Source organism: Pseudomonas sp. 34 E 7, from assembly GCF_900005715.1.
In the GTDB taxonomy this organism is placed as follows: Bacteria; Pseudomonadota; Gammaproteobacteria; order Pseudomonadales; family Pseudomonadaceae; genus Aquipseudomonas; species Aquipseudomonas orientalis_A.
Genome location: NZ_CVTX01000187.1, coordinates 1 through 19269 on the forward strand (window position 1 = coordinate 1; position 19269 = coordinate 19269).

Sequence of the window (19269 nt, forward strand, 5' to 3'; positions counted from 1 at the left end):
AGCGCCTCGACCGGCACGGCCAGCCACTGCACCTGCGTCGGTAACCAGTTTGGCCGTTCGCCCTCACCCACGTAGACACTGGGCGTTGCATCCAGGCAAATATCCTGCAGACGCGACGCGGGCCACTGCGGGTCGAGGGCCAGATAGGTCGCGCCGCACTGCCAGGCGGCGAGCATGTGCATCACCAGTTCGCGGCTGCGCGGCAGGCAAAGGGCAACCCGATCACCGCTCGCACTCAGCGAACCGTGCAGGCGCTCGCCACGGGCGACCACGGCCCTGGCCAGTTCGGCATAACTCAGTTGTCCCTGCTGATCCTCCAGGGCGATGGCCTGGGGCCTCTCCATGCAGTGTTTGGCAAAAGCGTTCCAGGCGCTCTCTTCCGGTACCGGCAGGCATTCGCCAGACAATTGCGAACGCTGGTCGAGAGGCAGCCAGTCCAATTCGGCAAACGGCACGTCCGGCTGCTCCAGGGCCGCCATGACCAGGGCAATGAACTGCGCCTGGAAGCGCTCGACGCTCTCGCGCCGATACAGCGCCTTGCTGTAACGCCAGCGCCCGACGAACTCGGGCAGGTCATCGATGATCACCAGGTTCAATTCGTGGGCCGCACCACGCTGCTCGCCAATCATGCGCTCGATGTAGCGCTCGAACGGCACGTCACGCTCCTTGTTCAGCGTGAACATGTGCTGGAACACCGGTGCCCGGCCCATTTGCCGCGGCAGATCCAGATGCTTGGCCAGGCGCGCGAAGGGATAGTGACGATGGCGCAAGGTCTGCCGGACAGTGGCCGCCACCTGCTTGGCCCACTCAGCACTGGACAGGTCACGGCGCAAACGGCAGCGCACCGGCAACGGGTTGACCAGATAACCCGGCAGTTCAGCCTGCTCGCGCTTCAGGCGCCAGCCACTGGGCGTACCGAGAACGAAATCATCCTGCCCGGACAGCACCCCGAGAAATTGCTGGAACAGTGAGAACCAATAGACGTAGGGCGTCACGCCCAGGCGTTTGGCGACCGCACGCAGCCGCTCGCTGTTGTCCGCGCCGAAATGAAACGACAGCTCTGCGCCCTCGAAGCCCTGGGTGCTGCCACGGGCGAAGTCGATGGGCAGGTCCAGCGCCGGCGCTTCGGCCAGTTGCGCCTGCCACCAGGTCAGTTCCTCGGCCTCGATCGCCTCGCTGCGCAGGTACAACGCGCTGCCCCAGTTGCGATAGGCCTCGGGGTCGACATCAGCAAGCACGTCGCCATCGACCAGGGCGAACAGCTCACCGAACAGCACGTCGAACGTGGTCAGGTCGGAAGCGATATGGTGGATGCCCAGCAGCAGCGTATGCTCGACACGGTCGCCCGACTGGTTGCTCAACAGCACCAGTCGGCTGACCTCACCGGCAGCCAGATCGAAGGGTTTGTCGGCCAACTCAATGACACGTTGCTGCACACTGGCGGCATCCGCGTCCTGCCGGATTTCGCATTGCAATGAGGTGGGCTGCGGGCGGCTGTCCCACTGCAGCAACTCGTCATCACGTTCGACATAGGCGCTGCACAGGTGCGGATAACGCTGCTGCACCGTCTGCCAGGCCCGCTCCAGACGATGCGGCAGATCTGCCCAGAGGTAATGCGGTCTGATACGCCCGGCCAGGGCGATGTTGTAGGCGCAACTGCCGGGCTCCATACGCTGCAGGAACCACAGGGCCCGCTCGTTATCGTTGAGCGGGCGCGCCTGGAAGTAGTCAGGGTGACGCGCCAACCAGGGCAGAATTTCCGCACTGCGCACGTGCAGCTCACGCTCCAACTCGGTACTCAGAGCCTCAGGCAAGCCCGTGGAAATCATCAGGCGGCCTTCGCTCGCGGACAGGCGGATACCGCGCAGCCAGCAGTCATGCATCAAGCGATCGAGCATGTGTCGTCCTTCATCGTGCGGATTCGAGGTCAGCCACCCTGGCAGTGGCTTCGAGGATTATTCAGCGTCAGACGGCCGAGGCGGGCTCAGCCATGGCCACCACCACCTTGCGTGCCCCCTGAAAGGTGGAGCGGCCATGGGCGACCAGCATGTTGTCGAGCATCAGCACATCGCCCGCCTGCCAGGGGAAGCTGATCTGGGTGCGCTGCAGGACATCGCGCACATGCTCCAGCGCCTCCAGCTCGATGGGCGAGCCATCACCGTAGAAGACGTTACGCGGCACGCCCTCCTCGCCGACGATCGACACCAGCGTTTCGCGCAGCGCTTCGGGGAGGTTGGAGATGTGGAACAGATGCGCCTGGTTGAACCAGACCCACTCCCCGGTGACCGGGTGCTGCGCGACGGCCTGGCAGACCTGGCGCGTGCGCAGCTCGCCGTCGTCCTTCCACTCGAAGTCGATGTGGTTGAGCCGACAGAAGCGCTCGACCTCGCTGCGATCCTCGGTGCTGAACGCCTGCTGCCAGGAGAGATCCAGACCATTGCCATAGTTGCGCACGTACATCAGGCGCTTGTCGGCGAAACGCTGGCGGATGGCGGGATCGATGCGCTGGTAGACCAGGCGACTGTCGGCGATGGGCGTCTCACCGCCGACCGGCGCGGTCTGGATGCAGTGAAACCAGATTTTCATCGGCCAGTTCAACGAGTAGGACTGCTCGTTGTGCAGCGGAATGACCTGGTGGGCGGGGTATTCGGTCGACGTATACACGCGGCTGTTGAGTTTGGTGCGTGGCGTGGAGGCGTAGTCGTAGGTCAGCAGTTCGTGACCGAAACAGCGGGCGAACTCCTCGAAGTCGTTAGCGTCGCGAAAGGCGAAATCGCGAAAGAGGATGCCACCGGTGGTCTGCAGGTTGCTGTCGGCGGCACGCCGGATCAGCTCTGCGTGATCACGCCAGGAGTCGCCTGGCACAGGGGCCCGCAACACAAAGGGCAGCGGTCCCTCGACACCCGCCTGAACCTCATCGAGTGAATGGTTTGCGCGGTTGAGCAAATCGGTAAGCATCTGCGCTCCTTGGTGCTACTGACGAGGGGCACAAAATTATCGCAAAACCGACTCATTATCAAACAGGAATTAATATTACTTAAACATAAGGTCCTGGGCACTATTTAGCCATCACCTGCGCGGCCGCAGCCGCTTACCCAGGCTGGATGGATCACTTTTCCTGCAGGTTGTAATCGCGCTCGCCAATATGCGACAGCAGCAGGTAGGCCGAGCCGATCATGCCCTGCATGGTGTCGGCAAAACGACTTCGGTTGAAATACAGGAACTGATGGTTCTTCACCGCGAACAGGTTCTGCCACTGCGGCGAACGGCGGAAGGCCTCGGTGCCAGCCTGCGAACCGAGCATTTCCTCATAGGTATCGATGATGAAATCACTGTCGAAGTCGCCAATGCGCTCCAGGCTATAAGGCACGTTCTGACGCGCCTCCTTGAAGGCCGACACGCGCCCCAGGCCGAAATCGGCGATTACGTCATCCATGCCGGAACGGCCGATCAGCTGGAAACCGTCCGGATAGACCTCCAGGGTGGTTACCGTGATACGCCCCGGCTCCTTCACCCGCTTGGCGAATTCGCCGACGATCCATTCGTATTCGTTCAGCAGCTTCTGGTAGCGCTGCTGCTTGCCTACCAGTTCGGCCAGCTCCTTGGCGTAAGTCTTGATGTCGGTCTCGCGCGCCGGCAGCAGCACCACCGGGGCAATGCGGCTGAGGCGCTCTTTCAGGTCCTGGTGATAGGACAGTCCGATGATCAGGTCAGGCTTGAGCGCCGCGATGGCCTCGAGATCGGGCGACTGGTGCGAACCCACATAGCGAATACCGGAGACATCGAAGCGCTGCTGAGCGCCACGGAACAACGCGTCCGAGAACATCTTCTTGCGCCCCGTGGACCCGCACGGGGTTATGCCCAGTTCGAGCAGTTGGGTGGTCAGACTGAGGTCATGCAGGGAGACCACGCAACGCGGTGCGACGGGCACTTCGACACGGCCGAAACGGTTCTCGAAGACACGGGTTTCGGCGGCGACAGCGTGCATCGAACTCAGGCCCAACAGTACACAGGCTATCAGGGAAAGGGCTTTGAACTTCACCAACATCTTCGTCATATCCTTAAGTGACCACGCGTCAACGGTTGCGTTGCCGCGCCAGCAAAACCAACAGATAAGGCGCACCGATAATCGCCACCACCAGACCGGCCGGCAGTTGCAACGGCGGCAGCAAGCCGCGCCCCAAAGTGTCACCCAGCAGAACCAGTACGGCCCCGAACAGGGCCGACAGCGGCAACAATGCGCCATGCCGGTCACCGCACAACTGCCGCGCCAGGTGCGGCGCGACCAGACCAACGAAGGTCATCACGCCGATATTGGCCACCGTTGCCGCCGTCAACGTGACGCTGCACAGCAACAGCAAGAGCATTATCACCGGTGCATTCAGGCCGCGACTGAGCGCCACGCTCTCGCCCAGTTGCAGGAGATTGAGCTGGCGATGACAGAACAACAGGGGCGTGCCCGCCACCAGCAGCCAGATCAGCAGGCTCTGCACTTGCGGCCAACCACTGCGATGCAGGCTGCCGCCAAGCCACATCAGCGCCGATTCGACCCGATCGATATTGCCGTAGGTGATCAGCAGATCGGCGACGGCACCGAGCATGGCCGTGAGCCCCACGCCGACCAGAATCAGACGCAGCGGGGCAATGCCGCCGCGCCAGGATAGCGCGACGATAAACAGCGCCACCGCCAGACCGCCGAGCAACGCTGCCAGGGGATAGAGCGACAGCGGCAAGGCCTCCGGCCACAGCACCAGGATCAGCAGCATGGTGACGCTGGCGCCCGCCTCCACCCCGACCAATCCCGGCGCAGCCAGTGGGTTACGCGTCAGTGACTGCATCAACACGCCAGCCAGAGCCATCGCCGCGCCCCCGAGTATCGCCAGCAGGATGCGCGGCAGACGCAACTCCCACAGCACGCTGGCCGCCAGCGCCGTCTCATCATCGGCGAACAGGCTCTGCCAGAGCTGAGCCATGCCCGTCGTGTAGCTGCCTACGCTCGCCGCGTACAACGTTAGGCCCATCAGCAACAAGAGCAGCACCAACGCCGCCAGCACATCGATGGGTCGGCCGACCCAGGGCAACCCGGGGCAACGCCTTGGCGTAGTCAGCCAGCGACTCACTTGAGCTTCCTCAGTACCAGCGCGACGAATACCGGGCCGCCAATCAGCGCGGTGACGATGCCGGTATTGAGTTCGTACGGGCTCACGAGGGTGCGCGCCACTATATCGGCCAGCACCAGCAGCAAGCCGCCCAGCAGCGGCGCGGCCAGCATTAGCTGCCGCAGGTCGTGGCCAACCAGCAGCCGCGCCGCATGGGGCACTACCAGCCCGACAAAACCGATGGGGCCAGCCAACGCCACCGCACAACCGGACAGCAGCACCACGGCCGCCAAACTCAACAGCCGCATCCGCAACAGGTTGACGCCCATGCTGGAGGCCACCTGCGCGCCCAGCCGATAGGCATTCAACGCCCGCACATTGAGCAGGCAAAGCAACATGCCGGCGATCAGGTAGGGCCAGAGCCAGCTTGGCAGGTTTGCCCCGCTGATACCCAGCGAGCCGGTCAGCCAGCGACGCAGGCTGTCCAGCCCCTGCTGATCGAGCAGCAGCAGAATCGCGGTGATGGCGCCGAACAGCGCGGCCATCATCGCTCCCGAAAGCGTCAGGCGCACCGGATTGGGCGTGCGCCCGGCCAGCAGCATGACGCCGATGGCGGCCACCAGAGCGCCGCTGAAGGCAAACAGGGGAATCATGGTCATGTCGTTGCCGGGTAGCACCAGCAAGCCAATCACCACGAACAAGGCCGCACCACTGTTGATGCCGAGGATGCCCGGGTCGGCTAATGGATTGTCGCCCACCGCCTGCATCACCGTGCCGGCCAGCCCCAGGCAGGCGCCCACAACCATCGCCACCCACAGGCGCGGCAGGCGCGAACCGCGGATGACACTGTGATCAGAATTACTCGGGTCATACGCCAACAGCGCCTGCCAAACATCGCTCCAGGGGATCGACTTGGCCCCCACGGCCAGGTGCAGCGTCGACGCCAGACCGATGCCGATCAAGATCGATAACCAGATCGACCAGCGCCACCCACCCGTCATCGGTCTACCTGGCTGTGGAGTGCGCGAATGCGCGCAGGCGAAGCCGGCACGCACAGAGGATCACCGGAATGTGGATCGATGAGAATATGCGCATCCAGATCGAACACCGCCTTGAGGTTGGCCGCAGTGAAGACCTCGGCGGGCGTGCCCTGGGCGTGCACCTTGCCCTGGCGCAACATCACCAGTTGATCGGCGTAGCGCGCGGCCTGGTTGAGGTCATGCAGAACCGCGACGACAGTGCGTCCCTGGTCACGCAGATCGGCGAGCAATTCGAGCAAGGCGATCTGATGAGCGATGTCGAGAAAGGTGGTGGGCTCGTCGAGCAGGATGACCGGGGTCTCCTGCGCCAGAGTCATGGCAATCCAGCAGCGCTGTAACTGCCCTCCGGACAGGCTGGTCAGGGTGCGGTCCAGCAGCATGCCGACGTCGGCCAGTGCCACGGCGCGGTCGATCGCCTGCTGATCGGCGTCACTCCACTGCTGCCACCAGCTTTGCCAGGGGTAGCGCCCCTGCATGACCAGCTCGCGCACGGTTATCCCGGCAGGCGAAGCGGTGCGTTGCGGCAACAGCGCTATTTGCCTGGCCAGATCACGTCGCGAGAGCTGAACGTGAGGCTTCCCCTGCAGCAGTACGTCGCCGCTGGCCGGGCGTAGCATGCGCGCCAGCACGTTCAGCAACGTGGTCTTGCCACAACCATTGGCCCCGATCAATGCGGTAAAGCAGCCTTCGTGAATGGTCAGACTGATGTCATCGAGCACCTTCAATTCGTCGAATTGAAGATGAAGCCCCATCGCTTTCAACATGCATACACACTCGAATTCGAACCACCGCGCCAGCGCCCTCTTGGCTCAGAGCCAGCGCAGATTGCCGGGCATGCGGGTTCACCGCGAATCTCGTCCAGCTCAGGGCGGACATTGCCTATCGGGCAGCGTCCAGGCCTTGAACATTTATGCGCATTAGCTTGCAGTAATATCTTGGTGATGACAATAACGCGTGAGCTAGTACAAATATTTCTCATTTAGATGTAGAGTTCGCGCGCTATTGCTGACTGCCACGGCGCACTGGCGTGAAGGAACACAGAAAGTCCTCCGCATTGCGCACACATACCAGAAGACCAGAGGATGTACCTTCGCCATGCGCCAGGTTACGCACCTAAGCCACGAACGTTTCGCCCGACGCCCAGCCTTCAGCATTACCGCGCTAGCACTGGCCATTGCCAGCCTGGGCTCGGGCAGCCTGCATGCCGCTGAGACCAACCCGGCAGCCACGGCTGCGCCGTTGGAGATTGATGCCATCAACGTTACCGGGCAAAGCGTTGAGCAGCCCACCGAACATGTGGTCGGCTATGTAGCCAAACGCAACATGAGCGCTACCAAGACTGACACGCCGATCACCGAGACGCCGCAGTCGCTGTCGGTGGTGACGAGCGACGAGATCCGCGACCGCCAGGCGGAAACGTTGGCCCAGGCGCTGAGCTACACGCCAGGGTTCACCGCCAGCGCGACCTCGTTCAACCGCACTGCGGACCGCTTCCGCATGCGCGGCTTCTCCGTCGAATCCGCCACCGGCGGCTCGCTGCGCGACGGCCTGCGCCTGCAGAACAACTCCTACGACGGCATTCAGGAACCCTATGGCCTGGAGCGCGTCGAGGTCATTCGCGGCGCTGCCTCGGTGCTCTACGGCCAGCTCTCGCCCGGCGGCATGGTAAATGGCGTCAGCAAGCGCCCAACCGAAACGCCGCTTCATGAACTGCAACTGCAGACGGGCTCCAATGACCGCAAGCAGCTCGCCGCCGATTTCAGCGGCGCACTGCCCGGTAGCGACACCCTGAGCTATCGCCTGACCCTGCTCAGCCGCAACAGCGACACCCAGCAGGATCATCTCAACGACGACAAGATCTACATCGCCCCGGCGCTGACCTGGCGCCCTGACGAAGACACATCGCTGACCCTGCTGTCCTTCTACCAGAAGACCGATACGCGTTTCCCCGCGCCCCTGCCCTATCAGTTGGTCAAAGGTGCGGGTGACGGCACCTTCAAGATCGGCCGCCACGACTTTATCGGCGAGCCGGGCTACGACGACATGAATGGCGAGATGTCGGCCCTAGGGTACGAATTCACCCACCACTTCAACGAGCACTTCACGCTTAATCACAAGCTGCGTTACTCCGAGTCCGATGTGAAGTGGAACTACCTGCAAGCTCAGACGTCCGCAGCGGCGATCCGCAATGCCGCCAACACCGGCATCCTTGCACGGCAATACAGTGATCGCCGTGAGCGTGCTCGAACCCTGGGCAGCGACACCAATATCGAATCGAAATGGCAGCTCGGCAGCGTCGAGCACACCGTTCTGGTCGGTTTCGACGGCTATGACACTTCCTACGACTCCCATAACTTCCGAGGCGCAGCCCCCAGCCTGGACCTGAGTCGCTACAACTATGGTCAGCCCGTAGTGGTCAACAAAAACCGCTCCTTAGATCGTGGCTCGCAGCTCGACATGCTGCAAAAAGGTGCCTATTTCCAGGATCAGATCAAGTTCGGCGACAAGTGGGTCCTGCAGGTGGGTGGCCGCCACGACTGGGCTGACCAGCAGCAGACAGCGCATCGCAATGGCGCCAAGGCCAGCCAAAGCGACGAAGCCACCACCTGGCGCGCGGGCCTGGTCTACCTGGCGGACAACGGCCTGGCGCCCTACATCAGCTATAGCGAGTCGTTCTTCCCGGTTTCCGTTGCGCAAGTCACCGGCCAGACCTTCACCCCGACCGAAGGCAAACAGTACGAAGTGGGTGTGCGCTATCAGCCCAAGGACAGCAATATGCTGCTCAGCGCAGCCGTCTACGAGCTGACCCAGACCAACGTGCTCAAGCAGGATCCAGCTACCGACGAGTTCCGCCAAACCGGCGAGGAACGCTCCCGCGGTCTGGAGCTGGAAGCCAAGGCGGATATCACCCCGGCACTCAGCGTGATCGCCACCTACGCCTATACCGATGCACGCACCACCAAGAGCGCGATCGCCGCCGAAGTGGGTCAACGTACCGACGAAACGCCCTACCACCAGGCAGCCCTGTGGACCCGCTACGACTTCGTCAACTGGGGCATTCCGAAACTGACCGTGGGCGCCGGCGCTCGCTACATGGGCACAACACAGGCCTCGGGTATGGATTCGGCCATGCCAGCCTATACCCTGTTCGACGCCATGGCGCGCTACCGGATCGACGAACACTGGGACGTGACCGTCAACGCCAACAACCTGACCGACAAGCGCTACGCGCAGTGCAGTTTCTCCACCTGTCTCTACGGTGACGAGCGCACCCTGCTGACCTCGGTGAACTTCAACTGGTGACCCGCCGCTCCGCGCGCCGAGCAAGCCCCTTGCTGCGGCGCGCGGCCTTACCTGCCTGACTGACGGAGGCAGCGGGAGACCCATTCTCCGCTCTGGAGAAACCAGATCCTTGATCAATTCCCACGATGCGTCAGAGAGTTCGTAACGCTTTGCCAACCCGGCATGGCGGCATCCTCGGACGCCCCCACGCTCGGGTTAAAGGTTAGAAATCCACCGACGCCGACAGCTGCAGCGTACGCGGCGTACCCAGGCCACCGGACAATCCGCTGCCGTCGCCGCCGCTGTACGAACCGATCCAGTAGGCGCGGTTGGCCACGTTCTCGACATTGGCGCGCAAGGTCACGGGCTTGGACATGACCTTGGTGGTGTAGCGGCCGCCCACGTCAAACACGGTGTAGGACGGCAGTTCCATACGATGGTCGTCGGTGACGTAGCGGCGGCCCACGTAGTTGGTGTTGGCGGTCAGGGTCAGGCCCGGCACCGTTTCCAGGTCGTATTCGGCGCCCAGTTTGGCGATGATCTTAGGTACGCCGGTCACTTGGTTGCCTTCGTTTGATTTGACCAACGCCTTGGTCAGCTCAGCCTGGGTATAGGACGCGCCGCCCATCAGGCGCAGGCCGGGTTGTACTTCACCAAAGAAACTCCATTCCACGCCACGGTTACGCTGCTCGCCGTTGGTGGCGTAGATATTGGTGACAGGGTCGGTGTAGGCGCTGGGTTTTTCAATCTGAAACACGGCCAGGGTGGTGGCGAAGGTGCCCAGGTCGAACTTGGCGCCGGCCTCATACTGCTTGGTCTGGTAAGGGCTGAGGATTTCACCCGAGTTGGCGGCGCTGGTGGGTGCCGTGCCCCCTTGGGACAACCCTTCGATGTAGTTGGCATAGAGCGAAACGTCGTCGGTGACCTTGACCAGCAACGCCGTCGCCGGCGACACCTTGCTGTCGCTGTAGCGGGACGTCTTGACCCGGGCCGGCGTCAGGCCGGCGCTTTCCACGGTCTGGTTGCGCCAGCCTACGGTCCATTGCACGCGGCCATCGAGGAACGACAGGGTGTCGAGGAACGCAAAGCTTCTCAGCTTGGCTTCGCTGCGGGAGGTGACGGCACCGTATTTGCCCAGAGGCGGTGTCGGGCCGAAGTCGAGGTTGTCGTAGTTGGTGACCACATAGTTGGGGATCATCAAGTCCTTGTAGCTCATCTCCGTTTTGTACTGGGTGGCGGCCACAGACCAGGCGTGGCCTACCGGGCCGGTGTCGAACGTGCCCTTGAGGCCGGCTTCACCGGACTTCTGCGTGCCCTGCCCGTCCGAGCGATAAGCCAGCACGTTGATGTCCCCGGTGTTGTTGATCAGCGTGTCACGGGTCATCAGGGCATTGCGGCCACCGTCGCGCTGGCCATAGGCGGCAAAGGCGGTGAGCGAGTCGTTCACGTCGACCTCGCCACGGACCAGCACGGTTTCGGTGTCGTTGATGGTGTAGGCCCAGTCCGGTGCCAGGGAGTGGTTGCCCTTCCTCGGGCTGGGCACTTTATTGACCGCCGGCGAGATGCCGATGCCGAAATAGGTGGCGCCATCCAGGCGCTCACGCTGTTTGTAAGCGTCCAGGGACAGGCGTACGCGCTCTGTGCGCCAGTCCAGGCCCAGGGCGTTGAGTTGCATTTTTTGCTGCTGGTCGTCCACGCTGGTGTCGCCATCGCGGTACACGCCGTTGTAGCGGATACCGAACTGGTTCTGCTCGCCAAAACGTCGACCCACGTCAGCGTGGGCGCCGTACAGCCCCCTGGATTCGTAACTGGTGGTGATCCGCGTCAGCGGTTCGTCGGCGGCGCGCTTGGGCACCATGTTGATGCTGCCGGCGACGCTGCCATCGGGCGGCATGCCGTTGAGCAGTGCGGACGGGCCCTTGAGCACTTCGATGCGCTCGGCCAGTTCGGTCGAACCGCGCAGGTTCGGCGCCATGCCGGCCAGGCCGTTGAAGGTGACGTCGCTGGCGCTGGTGTTGAAGCCGCGGATGAAGAAGGTTTCGAGGATGGACCGCTTGGACGGCACGTTGACCGACGAGTCAGTGGCACCAATCACCGAGCCGATGTCCTTGGCCTGGTGGTTACGCACGAATTCATCGGTGTAGCTGATGGCGTTGAACGGTGTTTCCATGAAGTCCTTGTTGCCCAGCAGCCCGATACGACCGCCCGTGGCGACCTGCCCACCCGCGTACGCAGGTGGCAGGTCGTCGGTGGCGAGCCGCTCGCCCACGATGGTGGTTTCCGACAGCACCAGGCGGTTCTTTTCCGCTTCGGGCCGGGCCTCGGTGGCCGGCTCCGGTTCAGGCGCCGCCGACACGGCCAGCGAGCCGCCGCTCAAACCGAGCAGCAAGGCCATCTGCACGGCGCAGAACGTGCGGTTCAAGGTAAACGGGAAAGTACGCGGTGTGGCCTGGGATAAATCAGGGTGGGCGCGAGTTGGGCGGCCGTGTTCCGACATGCTGGATTCCTTTCGATGCGAAGTATTGAAGTGCATTCACTAGGATTCCGTACCAGAACCACAAACCCTCAACCTAAATGATAAATATTCGCAAGAAAAAATCGCAACCTGAATGGCAGCGGCTTTGGGTACACGAACGCGTGTCTGGATCAGCCTTTGTAGCCTTGCACCACCTCGTCCGCCATGCGGTTAAGGCAGGTCACACTGGCCGTGCACAGGTACCAGGTCTGGGCGTCGACGAAGATCACGCGGCCGTTGTTCCATGCCTTGGTCTTGCGCAACAGGGGGTTGTCCAGGCTCTTGAGGTCGAGGGCCGAGCGGTGCTCCATCACTGCCGTGCGGTCGATGACGTACAGAATGTCCGGGTCGGCCTGCTGAATGAACTCATTGGAAATCGGCTGGCCATGCAGGCCGGCCTCGATGTCGGGGCTGGCCGGTTTGACGCCCAGGGTGTCGAATACAAAACCGTAGCGTGATTTCACGCCGTAGGAGGTAAAGGCACCGTTGTTATGCAGCACGATCAAGGCCTTCTCGGGGCGGCCGGCAGTGACTTGGCGGGTCTGCTCGACCTTGGCATCCATCTCCGCCACTTTCTGGCGGGCCAGTTCCGGCTTGTCGAGGATGCGCCCCAGCAGGGTCAAATGGGCCTTGGCGGTCTCGATGAAATTGCCTTTTTTGTTGGTCAGGTCCACGTCGTCGTACACGGTTGGCGCAATCTGGCTGAGTTCCTTATAGCTCTGGGCCTGCAGTGGAGAGATCAGGATCAGGTCGGGCTTGAGCGCATGCAGGCGCTCCAGGTTGGGCTGGATGGTCGTGCCCACATCCGCGACATTCGTGTCGTCACGGTAGCGAGTGAGGAAGCTGGCGACGTAGTCCTTGGCGATGCCGACCACCGGGGCCCCGAGTTGATCCAGGGTGTCGAGCTCGCTCATGTCGAAGGCCACTACCCGCTGGGGCAACTGAGTGACCACGGTGGTGCCCAGCGGATGCTCGATGGTGATCGGCGCGTAGGCCGCCTGCGCCGCGACCGAGGCCTTGGCCTCCGGCGCCGGTTTGTCACACCCCTGCAGCCCGGCCGCCACGGCCATCGTCAGCAGCAGCGCGCGCATTCTGTTCGTGTGATCAGTGCTCATGTCAGTTCCCTTGAAGGTGATGGATTGAAGTAGTTGCAAACGAAGCCTTGTTGGCTGTGCAGAATCTCGAAATCCAGGTCGAACAGCTCGCGCAGGTTGGCCTCGGTCACTACCTGGTCGACCGGGCCGTGACGGTGGATGGCGCCGCCCTTCATCGCCACGATATGGTCGGAATAATTGGCCGCGAAGTTGATGTCATGCACCACCAGGATCACTGTGCGACCTTGCTCATCACACAGGCGGCGCAAGGCGCGCATGATGTGAACAGCGTGCTTCATGTCGAGGTTATTGAGCGGCTCATCCAGCAACAGGTAATCGGTTTGCTGGGCGATGGTCATTGCCAGGAACGCCATCTGCCGCTGCCCGCCGCTGAGCTCGTCGATGTAGCAAAGGCGCAGCGGTTGCAGTGAAAGAAACTCGATGGCTTCGTCGATCACCACCCGGTCCTGGGCGGTGAGTGCGCCTCGGCTGTAGGGGAAACGCCCGAAAGCCACCAGTTCTTCGACGGTCAGGCGCAGGTTGAAATCCGGCGACTGACGCAAGGTGGCGACGCGCTTGGCATAGTCACGCACCGGTACGTCGGCGATGTTGCGCCCGCCTATCAGTACATCGCCACGGGTAGGCGTCAACAGACGGGCGATCAACATCAACAAGGTGGATTTGCCCGCTCCATTGGGGCCGATCAATGAGGTCACTTGCCCCGGCGGGAACTGCACGCTGACGTCACTCAGCACCTGCTTGGCGCCATAGGCTTTGTAGACGTGTTGCAGAGAGATCATGCGGTGCCTCGGGTTCGGATCATCAGCGCGAGCAAATACACACCGCACACCAGGTTGATGAGAATGCTCACGGAGGTGTTGTAGTTGAGCCATTGCTCCACCAGGTACTGAGCGATGATGAAAATGCCAATGGCAATCGCACAGCCCAGGGGCAAGGTGACCCGGTGCCGCGTGGTGCCGGCCAGGGCGTAGGCGATGTTGGCGACGAACACGCCCATGAACGCGGTCGGCCCCACCAGGCTGGTGGACACCGCCACCAGAATGGCGATCAGGGCCAGTTGCAGGTGCACGCTGCGTGGGTAGTCGACCCCCAGGGAAATCGCCTGGTCACGTCCCAGGGCCAGGACATCGAGCACCGGCAACGTGCGCTGGGCGATGAAGCACACCGCCGCCACCAACACGCCCGAATAGATCACCTGCCCCGGTTGCGCCTTGTTGAATGAGGCGTAGTTGAATCCCTGGAAAATCGAGAACTCCCCGGGGCTGATCTTCAACTGGATGAATTGGGTGAAGGTGCCCATCACCATGCTCAACACCAACCCGAGCAGCAACAGCAGGTACACGTTGTGACTGCCGTTGCGCAACAGCCAACGGTGGATGAGCCACGAATAGCCGAGCATCAACAGCACCGATAACAGCACATTGCCGTCACGCCCCAGCAGCAGGCTCTGGGTGCCCAGCAGCAGAATCAGCAACGCCTGGAACAACAGGTAGATCGCCTCGTAGCCCATGATCGCCGGCGTGAGGATGCGGTTGCCGGCGATGGTCTGGAATATCACCGACGAATACGCAATGCACACGCCGGCAATGCCGATTGCGGCCAGGCGGGTAAGCCGCTTGGGAATGACGTAATCGAAATCCAGGCCCGAGCCCAGCAACAGAAACCCAACGGCCAGCAACAGGACCAGCAGCCAAAGGCCATAACGGGTAGCCATGTGTCTCATGTGTACTTCCGGATCAGCAGCACCAGGAACACCACACCGCCAATGCAACCGGCAGTCAGGCCGATCGGCACTTCGAAGGGGTAGATCAGCAGGCGGCCGAGGATGTCGCAAATCAACAGCAACGAGGCACCGCACAGGGCGACGATGGGCAGCGTGCGCTCCAGGTTTTCACCGTAGTGCAGGGCCACCAGGTTGGGAATCACCAGCCCGACGAAGGGAATCGCGCCCACGGTAATCACTGTGGCAGAGACGGTGACGGCCACCAGCATCAAGCCCAGCACCGCGTTGGCGGCGTAGTTCAGGCCCAGGCTGCTGGCCATGCCCTCGCCCATGCCCAGTACGGTGAAACGATGGGCATACAGGTAGGTCAGCACGACAATGGGCAGGATCAGGTAGATGATCTCGTAATTGCCCTGCACGATCTTCGAGAAATCGCCGAGCATCCAACCCTGCATGCTCTGCAGGATGTTGTGGCGGTAGGCGTAGAACTCGGCGACGGCGCTCAGCACGCTGCCGTACATCAGGCCGATCACCGGCACCATCACGGTGTTCTTGAACTGGATGCGCCGGATGATCGCGACATAGATCAGGCTGGCGGCAAAGCAAAAGGCCAGGGCGAACAGCATTCTGCCGGCGGCCCCGGCGCCCGGCGCGACCGTCAGGGAAATCAGGATGCCCAGCTTGGCGGCATCCAACCCACCGCTGGTACCGGGCTCGACGAAGCGGTTACGCACGATCTGCTGCAGGATCACCCCGCACACGGCCAACCCGACCCCGGTGAGGATCAGCGCGGCCAGGCGTGGCAGCCGGCTGGCGGTGAGGGTCAGCCAGGCGTCGTCGGAAAAGCTCAGCAGCTCGACCCACGACACCTGCTTGACCCCCACCATCAGCGACAGGCCGCACAGCACGACAAACAGGACGACTACTGCTGTACGACTCAAGAAGCGTCCTCACCCGCGATCCGCCAGCCTTTTGCCGCCCTGCGCTGGGCAAGAAAGTGGGCATACAGCCCGGGTTGGGCGCTCAATTGGGCATGGGAACCTTGCTCGCTGAGCCGGCCTTGATCGAGCACCAGGATCTGGTCGGCCATGACCACGGTCGACAGCTGGTGGGCGATAACGATCAGCGTGCGTTTGCCACGCAGCCGCGCCAGCGCTTCGGCGATGGCGGCCTGGTTTTCGGCATCAAGGGCCGCGGTGGCTTCGTCGACCAGCAGGATCGGCGCATCCTTGATCAGCGCACGGGCGATGGAGATCCGTTGGCGTTCGCCACCGGACAAGCGTGCCCCGCCCTCGCCCACCGGTGTGTCCAGGCCCTGTGGCAGTCGCTCGATGATTTCCAGCACGCCGGCTTGTCGCGCCGCTTCCATCACTTCGGCATCGCTGGCCGCTGGTTTGCCGATACGGATGTTGTCGGCAATGCTGCCCTGGAACAGGTAGGCATCCTGGAAAATCTGGCTGATCTGGCCGGCCAGTTGCTCACCGGACATCTGGCGCACGTCCACGCCGCCGACGCTCACGTGGCCCTGGGTCACATCGAAGAAGCGTGCGATCAAGCGCACCAATGTGGTCTTGCCCGAGCCGGAAGCGCCCACCAGTGCGGTCATGCTGCCCGGTTCGATGCGCAGGCTGACCTCGCGCAGCACGTCGGGCTGGCCCTCGGCGTAGGCGAAGCTGACGTTGCGCAGTTCGACGCTGCTATCGACAGGCGCCTCGGGGGCCTGTGGCTGCGGCAGTGGCTTGACTGCAAAAATCTCGCGCACCGCACCCAGCTGGCCACGGGCGCCGCGCAGCACTTCGCTGTAGCCGGCCACTTCCAGCAGCGGGTCGATAAAGCGGCTGACCAGCAATAGCGTAATCATCACGGCGATGACCGAGCCTGCTTCCAGGCCGGCGCCCAGCAGGTCGCCCAGCCACAGGGTGGCAGCCACCAGCAGCGCAGCAAAACCGGCCTGCACCGCCCACGCATTGAACACCACCGACATCGCCGATACGTGGATCAGATGCCTGGCAGCCTGCTGCTGGCGACCGATGGCCTGTTCGAGGAACCGGGTACCGCCGTCCTCGCCATTGAAGGCACGCAGTACCGACTGCGCCTGGGCGAACTCGACCATGCGCTGGCTGGTCAGGGCGGCGTTGTGCTGGAAGTCGTGGTCGGCTCGCTGCCCCAACCGCGCCGTCAACACGAACACGCCCAGCAGCACCGGCAGGGTCGCCAGGGCCACCAGGCCCATTGGCCAGTGCAGGATGAACAGCGCGATGAGAATCACCACCGGCGTGACCACACCGGTCAACAGTGGTGTGAACACGTGTGCGGGCAATTGCGCCATTTCCATCATGCCCGAGGTCGCCAGGTGGCTGAGCCGCGCCGTGTTGTGCGCACTGAACCAGCCGACGGGCAACTGCGCCACATGGTCGCCAAGGCGGTGTCGCCCGCGCTGGAGCACGGCGATGCCGACGCGGATGCCGGCTTTTTCGACGCTGCGTCGCAGTGCCCAGCACACCACCACACCGATGACCAGCGCGATCAACCACTGCGCGGCGGCGTGGGTATCCCCCGCCAACAGGTGGGTGAGGATCGGCACCAGCATGACAATCGTCACCCCGCAGAGCAGGCCATAGACCAGCGCCATCGCCAGGTAGCGGCGCAGCACCGAAGCGTCTTCGCCGAGCAGTTGAATAAAGGTTTTCAGCATGACGACACCGCCTGTTCCTTGGCTTGTTCATAACCGCCCAACGCCCACAGCCTGGCGTAGCGACCTTTGCGCGCGAGCAACTCGGCGTGGGTGCCTTGCTCGCAGAGGGTGCCGTTGTCGATCAGGATGATCTGGTCGGCGTGCATCACCGTGTCGAGCCGGTGAGCGATCACCATGAGCGTGCGCCTCTGGGTGAATCGCGACAGGGCTTGTTGCAGCTTGACCTCATTCTCGGCATCGGCTGCCGCCGTGGCTTCATCCAGTACCAGCACGGGTGGGTCGAGCAACACGGCGCGGGCGATGCTGACGCGCTGCAACTCACCGCCGGAAAGCTGTGCATCTTCACCGATCACCGAGTCATAGCCCCGTGGCAGGTCCAGGATGCGTTCGTGGATGTTCGCAATACGCGCGGCGGCCTCGATTTCCTGCTGGCTGGCCGAGGGACGGCCCAGGGCGATGTTGTCGCGCAGGCTGGCGTGAATCAGGCGTACTTCCTGCAAAACGAAACCGATGCGCCGGTACAACTGGGTGCTCTCGATGTGGCGCAGGTCGACACCTCCCAGGGTGATACGCCCTTCGGTAGGGTCGAAAAAACGCAGCAGCAGGCGCGCCAGGGTCGACTTGCCGGAACCGGATGCGCCGACGATGGCGGTCACGGTGCCGGGCTTGAGGGTGAAGTTCAGGTCCTGGAGCACCGGGGCGTCGTCGTTATAGTGGTAGCTCAGATGTTCGACGCGAATTTCAGCGTTTGCCGGCAGCGGTGCTGACGCGCCTGGCAGGGTTTCGAGCACCGGGGTTTGCAGCAGGCTTTGCACGCGCTGGGCGGCGGCGGTCGCGTTGTTCAGGTCGTGGGTGATATAGCTCAGCAGCAACAGCGGCGCGCAGATGCCTGGAGCGACCAGCGCAAACGGCAGGATGTCCACCGGAGCCAGCCAGCCCTGGCTCACCCCCAACGTACCGGACGCCAGCACCACACCGAGTACCGCCACGGGCGTGATCATGGCGTGGGCGTTGGCCATTGCACTGACCAGTGGCCGGGTGAAGTCGGTAAACGCAGCGGCAAAAGCATCCACCGCACTCAGGTAACTGCCATGGGCCTTGCCCTCGGCGCCAAATGCCTTGACCACGGGAATGCCGTTGACGAACTCGATCACGGCATTGTTGATGCGCATCATGCCGGCGCCGAACGCTTGCATGTTCGCGCCACTGGCCTTGGTGGCGCGGGTGAAAAACAGGAAAAACAGCGGGAATGGCAGCAGCGAGACAATCGCCATGCGCCAGTCCATGGCAAACAGGTAGAGGATGGCGATGATCACCGCCCCAAGCGTACGGCCGAGGGTGGTGAAAAAATGCGCCGTCAAGCTGTGCAAGGTGCCGATGTCATCCTGCATCGCCTGCTTGACCTCACCCGATGCACGACGGGTGAACCAACCCAGCGGCACCCTGGCCAACCGACGGGTGATGGCCTGGCGCAGGTGGCCGGTGATGTGGTTGTCGGCCAGGTGCGCGACCATCTCTCCCAGCGAAATCAAGGTCATGCCCAGGAACAGGCAGGCCAGGCTGACACCGACCACTTGCCAGATCGGGCCTTGCATCTGGACCCAACTGGCTGCGTCACCCATGGCCAGTCGCGCAATGTGGGCGATGCCGGCAAGGGGCACCATGGTCAGCATGGTCCCAAGGGCGGCCAGTACCGCGGCAAGTATCAGCCGCCCGCGAATGGGGCGTAATACCTGGGATACCGAACCGATGGGTGTGTCTTTAACGCTCATGAGCTCTCCTGAATAACCACTGCCGGCC

General features: G+C 62.8%; 14 protein-coding genes. 1 reads left to right on the plus strand and 13 read right to left on the minus strand.

Features of this window, described 5'->3' with window-relative positions; all coding sequences use genetic code 11:
- The 6 genes from BFP96_RS25805 to BFP96_RS25830 form a co-directional block, all read right to left on the minus strand.
- Positions 1-1898, minus strand: a 1898-nt coding sequence (locus BFP96_RS25805) for a condensation domain-containing protein (protein ID WP_139113449.1), incomplete at its 3' end; no start/stop codon positions are given.
- 67 nt (positions 1899-1965) lie between these two features.
- Complete coding sequence (locus tag BFP96_RS25810) at positions 1966-2958, minus strand: TauD/TfdA family dioxygenase (RefSeq protein WP_130138465.1); 993 nt, start codon at positions 2956-2958, stop codon at positions 1966-1968.
- Between the two features lie 151 nt (positions 2959-3109).
- Positions 3110-4048: an ABC transporter substrate-binding protein gene (locus tag BFP96_RS25815; RefSeq protein ID WP_065937262.1), complete on the minus strand. Its 939-nt coding sequence runs from the start codon at positions 4046-4048 to the stop codon at positions 3110-3112.
- Positions 4049-4076: 28 nt separating this feature from the next.
- On the minus strand, positions 4077-5120 hold the full coding sequence (locus BFP96_RS25820) for a FecCD family ABC transporter permease (protein ID WP_065891673.1): 1044 nt from the start codon (positions 5118-5120) through the stop codon (positions 4077-4079).
- Positions 5117-6100 (minus strand): FecCD family ABC transporter permease, encoded by a 984-nt coding sequence (locus BFP96_RS25825; protein ID WP_065937263.1) that lies wholly within the window; start codon positions 6098-6100, stop codon positions 5117-5119. Before BFP96_RS25825 ends, BFP96_RS25820 begins: the two co-directional genes overlap by 4 nt.
- Complete coding sequence (locus BFP96_RS25830) at positions 6097-6903, minus strand: ABC transporter ATP-binding protein (protein WP_065937264.1); 807 nt, start codon at positions 6901-6903, stop codon at positions 6097-6099. Before BFP96_RS25830 ends, BFP96_RS25825 begins: the two co-directional genes overlap by 4 nt.
- A gap of 331 nt (positions 6904-7234) precedes the next feature.
- Here BFP96_RS25830 and BFP96_RS25835 point away from each other — a divergent pair, with 331 nt between their 5' ends.
- Positions 7235-9442 carry a TonB-dependent siderophore receptor gene (locus BFP96_RS25835; RefSeq protein WP_240996949.1) on the plus strand — a complete coding sequence of 736 codons (2208 nt, stop codon included), beginning with the start codon at positions 7235-7237 and terminating at the stop codon, positions 9440-9442.
- Positions 9443-9644: 202 nt separating this feature from the next.
- On the opposite strand, the gene BFP96_RS25840 is transcribed toward BFP96_RS25835, so the two are convergent.
- The 7 genes from BFP96_RS25840 to BFP96_RS25870 form a co-directional block, all read right to left on the minus strand.
- Positions 9645-11918 carry a TonB-dependent receptor gene (locus BFP96_RS25840; RefSeq protein ID WP_065937265.1) on the minus strand — a complete coding sequence of 758 codons (2274 nt, stop codon included), beginning with the start codon at positions 11916-11918 and terminating at the stop codon, positions 9645-9647.
- Positions 11919-12067: 149 nt separating this feature from the next.
- Positions 12068-13051 (minus strand): siderophore ABC transporter substrate-binding protein, encoded by a 984-nt coding sequence (locus BFP96_RS25845; protein WP_065937266.1) that lies wholly within the window; start codon positions 13049-13051, stop codon positions 12068-12070.
- Positions 13048-13830, minus strand: a complete 783-nt coding sequence (locus BFP96_RS25850) for an iron ABC transporter ATP-binding protein (protein ID WP_065897377.1) — start codon at positions 13828-13830, stop codon at positions 13048-13050. Before BFP96_RS25850 ends, BFP96_RS25845 begins: the two co-directional genes overlap by 4 nt.
- A complete protein-coding gene (locus BFP96_RS25855; protein ID WP_065937267.1) occupies positions 13827-14774 on the minus strand; it encodes an iron chelate uptake ABC transporter family permease subunit in 948 nt (315 codons plus the stop codon). Before BFP96_RS25855 ends, BFP96_RS25850 begins: the two co-directional genes overlap by 4 nt.
- Positions 14771-15715: an ABC transporter permease gene (locus tag BFP96_RS25860; RefSeq protein WP_083216691.1), complete on the minus strand. Its 945-nt coding sequence runs from the start codon at positions 15713-15715 to the stop codon at positions 14771-14773. Before BFP96_RS25860 ends, BFP96_RS25855 begins: the two co-directional genes overlap by 4 nt.
- Entirely contained in the window at positions 15712-17469 is a 1758-nt protein-coding gene (locus tag BFP96_RS25865) for an ABC transporter ATP-binding protein (RefSeq protein ID WP_065937268.1), read from the minus strand. Before BFP96_RS25865 ends, BFP96_RS25860 begins: the two co-directional genes overlap by 4 nt.
- Entirely contained in the window at positions 17463-19241 is a 1779-nt protein-coding gene (locus BFP96_RS25870) for an ABC transporter ATP-binding protein (protein WP_065937269.1), read from the minus strand. The genes BFP96_RS25865 and BFP96_RS25870 overlap by 7 nt, the downstream gene beginning before the upstream one ends.
- Positions 19242-19269: the final 28 nt, after the last annotated feature.